Genomic DNA, 3331 nt, shown 5'->3' with positions numbered 1-3331 from the left:
GGGCCACCCCCGGGCGCGCGGGGCCGGGGGGGGCCGGGGGGGCGCATGGGGCGCCCCCGGCGGGGCCCGCCCCCCGGGGGGGGGGCCGGGGGCCGTGTCGCCCGCTCCCACCGGCAGCGGTGGCGCGGGCGCCGGGTCAGTGCGAGGGCAGACCCGGCTGGTCCTCCTGCGCCGCGGCGTCCCGCGGCTGCGGACCGGAGTCCGCGGCGCCCGCCGCGGACTCGTTCGACGCGAGGTCACCGGCCGGCGCACCGTCGTCGACCGGCGCCTTGGCCCCCGTGCCCCGCGCGGCGGACTTGGCCGAACGCCACTCGCCCAGCCTCCGCACGGCGGGCTCGGTGTAGCGGGCGGCGAGCGGGCCGACGATGACCAGGATGAGGACGTACGCGGTGGCGATCGGCCCGATCCTGGGCTCCGTACTGACGGCGAGGCCGGCGATCACGATGGAGAACTCGCCGCGGGCCACCAGCACGCCACCGGCCCGCAACCGACCGCGCGGGCCGATGCCGGCGCGCCGGGCCGCGTACCAGCCGGTGCCGATCTTGGAGACGGTGGTGACGGCGGCGAGCAGCAGCGCCGGCACCAGCACCGGGGGGATCTCGGTCGGGTCGGTCGACAGGCCGAAGAAGACGAAGAAGACGGCGGCGAACAGGTCGCGCAGGGGCGTCAGCAGCCGCTCCGCACCCTCGGCCACCTCGCCCGAGAGCGCGATGCCCACCAGGAACGCGCCGACCGCGGCCGACACCTGGAGCTCCTGCGCGACACCGGCGACCAGCAGGGTGAGGCCGAGGACGACGAGCAGCAGCATCTCGGGGTTGTCCGACGAGACGGCGCGGCTGATCAGCCGGCCGTGCCGGAGCGCGAGGTAGAGCACGATGCCGACGGTGCCGAGCGCGATCAGCAGGGTCACGCTGCCGCCGGCCAGCCCGGCGCCGGCCACCAGCGCGGTGAGCAGCGGCAGGTAGACGGCCATCGACAGGTCCTCGATGACCAGCAGGCTCAGGACGACCGGTGTCTCCCGGTTGCCGAGTCGTCCCAGGTCGGTGAGGACCTTGGCGATGACCCCGGATGAGGAGATCCAGGTGACGCCGGCGAGGGCGACGGCGCCGACCGGGCCCCAGCCGAGCAGCAGGGCGGCCACGGCGCCCGGAATGGCGTTGAGCGCGAAGTCGACCGCGCCCGACGGGTACTGCGTCTTCAGGCTGGTGACGAGTTCGGAGGCGCTGTACTCAAGTCCCAGCAGGAGCAACAGCAGGATGACGCCGATCTCGGCGCCGACCCCGACGAACTCCTCACTGGCCTTCAGCGGGAGGAGGCCGCCCTGGCCGAAGGCGAGTCCGGCCAGCAGGTAGAGGGGTATGGGAGAGAGGCCGAAGCGCAGTGCCAACCGGCCGATGAGACCGAGCCCGAGGATGACGGCCCCGAGCTCGATGAGAAGCGTGGTGGTGTCGTGCACGTGGGTCAGCCCTCCGTGATGATGGCGGTGAGGGCGTCCACGCCCTCTCTGGTGCCGACCGCGACGAGGGTGTCGCCGATGGCGAACCGGAAGTCGGGGCCGGGCGAGGGGTGCGCGCTGTTGCGCCGCAACACCGCGACGATGGAGGCCCCGGTGCGGGTCCTGGCACCGGTCTCACCGAGCAGCCGACCCGCGTACGGCGACCTGCTGCCCACCGGGATGTGCTCGGTGACCAGGTCGATGCCGTCGGTACGGACCGCCTCGATGGGCGCCGGGTCGATCAGGTGGGCGACGGCCGTCGCCTCCTCCGGCGAAAGGGGGATCGACATCTGGCAGGAGTCGGGGTCGTCCTTGGAGTAGAAGCCGATGAATCGGCGGCCGTCCTGGTGGACGACGACGGACAGGTGCTGTCCCGCATGTGTGGTGAAGTCGTACTGGGTACCTACACCGGGCAGCGTTGTACGCCGTGTGCCCATGGTTGCCTCCCGGGACGCACGTGATCAGAGCAATTTTCTTTAACGTTATATGACCAAGGGTGGCGCTTGGAACGTCGGGTTCCGGCCCTGGCCGCGGTATATTCCGGCCCGCCACGGGCCCCGGGCCGCTCGATCCGCCCGGCGCCCCGGCCGCGTATCGGCCCCGTGGGCACGGCGGTTGGCCTCACACCGGAACCATCGGGCCGATTCGGCCGCCGCCGTGCCAGGACCACCCGCCATCGGCTGCGTTCACCTGCGCGATCGGCATAGTTCACGGGCCCGCGTGGCATGGTCCACCCCATGTCCGCAGCCGCCGACCGGCAGTCCGTTGAGGTGGCGGGCCACCGACTGGCCCTGACCCACCTGCGCAAGACGCTCTTCCCCGCATCGGGCCACACCAAGGCGGAGTTGCTCCACTACTACGCCCGCGTGGCCGACCTGCTGGTGCCGCACACCACCGACCGCGCGGCCTCCTTCGTCCGGGCCCCGGACGGGGTGGGCGGCGAGCGCTGGTACGCGAAGAACCCGCCGCCCGGGGCGCCCGACTGGGTCACCGTCACCCGGGTGCCGAGCAAGGAGGGGCCGGCGCCGCACGTGGTCGTCGACTCGACCGCGGCGCTGGTGGCGATGGCCAACCTCGGGGCGTACGAGGTGCACGTGCCGCAGTGGCGGGCCTCGACCGGGCCCGCGGTGCACGACCGGGTCGTCGTCGACCTCGATCCGGGCCCGGGCGCCGCCGTCACACACTGCTGCCGGGTGGCGCTCGCGCTGCGCACGGCGCTCGCCGCGGACGGCCTGACGGTGTGTGCGGTGACCTCCGGTTCCAAGGGGCTGCACCTCTACGTGCCGGGGCGGCCCACTTCGGCCGACGCGGCGGTGGACTACGCCCGACGGCTCGCGGGCCGGATGCGCGGGGAATTGCCGGAACTCGCGACCGCCACCATGGCGCGGGCCGCCCGGCACCGCAAGGTGTTCATCGACTGGTCACAGAACAACTCGGCGAAGACCACGGCCGCCCCGTACACGCTGCGGGTGCGCGAGCGCCCCGGGGTCGCGACGCCGCTCGACTGGTCGGAGGTCGCCGCCTGCCGGCACCCGGCCGACGTGGACTTCGGCCCGGAGGAGGTGGTGCGGCGCATCGCCGAACGGGACGCCGATCCACTCGCCCCACTCACCGCCACCACCGGGCGCGGCCGGCTACCGGACGCGTAGCCGGCGGCGCCGGGGCCCGTCCCCTCACACAGGTTCCCTGGACACCGTTTCCTGGTACGCGGCCCCGCCTCGGGCGGGGCTCCCCCATACGCGGCCCCGCCCCCCCCCCCGCCCGCGCCCCGGGGGGGGGGGCCGGGGGGGGGGGGGGGGGGGGGGGGGGGGGGGGCCCCCCCGCCCCCCGGGGGGG

General features: G+C 74.5%; 3 protein-coding genes. 1 reads left to right on the top strand and 2 read right to left on the bottom strand.

The genetic code is table 11. The features are described from left to right. Nucleotides 1-136 precede the first annotated feature (136 nt). Nucleotides 137-1456, bottom strand: coding sequence for a cation:proton antiporter (locus AAHZ94_RS31130; protein ID WP_349997066.1), 1320 nt, complete (start codon nt 1454-1456; stop codon nt 137-139). A 5-nt stretch (nt 1457-1461) separates the two neighbouring features. After that, the gene (locus AAHZ94_RS31125) at nt 1462-1932 is read right to left on the bottom strand and encodes a cation:proton antiporter regulatory subunit (protein ID WP_349997065.1); all 471 of its coding nucleotides are present in this window, start codon (nt 1930-1932) and stop codon (nt 1462-1464) included. Nucleotides 1933-2232: 300 nt separating this feature from the next. Between AAHZ94_RS31125 and ligD the strand changes: the two genes are divergently transcribed. Continuing rightward, on the top strand, nt 2233-3144 hold the full coding sequence (gene ligD / locus AAHZ94_RS31120) for a non-homologous end-joining DNA ligase (protein ID WP_349997064.1): 912 nt from the start codon (nt 2233-2235) through the stop codon (nt 3142-3144). The last annotated feature ends 187 nt before the right edge of the window (nt 3145-3331 follow it).

The sequence above is a fragment of the Streptomyces sp. HSW2009 genome (genome assembly GCF_040240285.1).
Lineage (GTDB): Bacteria > Actinomycetota > Actinomycetes > Streptomycetales > Streptomycetaceae > Streptomyces.
Note: the sequence above shows the minus strand (reverse complement) of the source record. Positions and strands in the feature narration are given on the sequence as shown.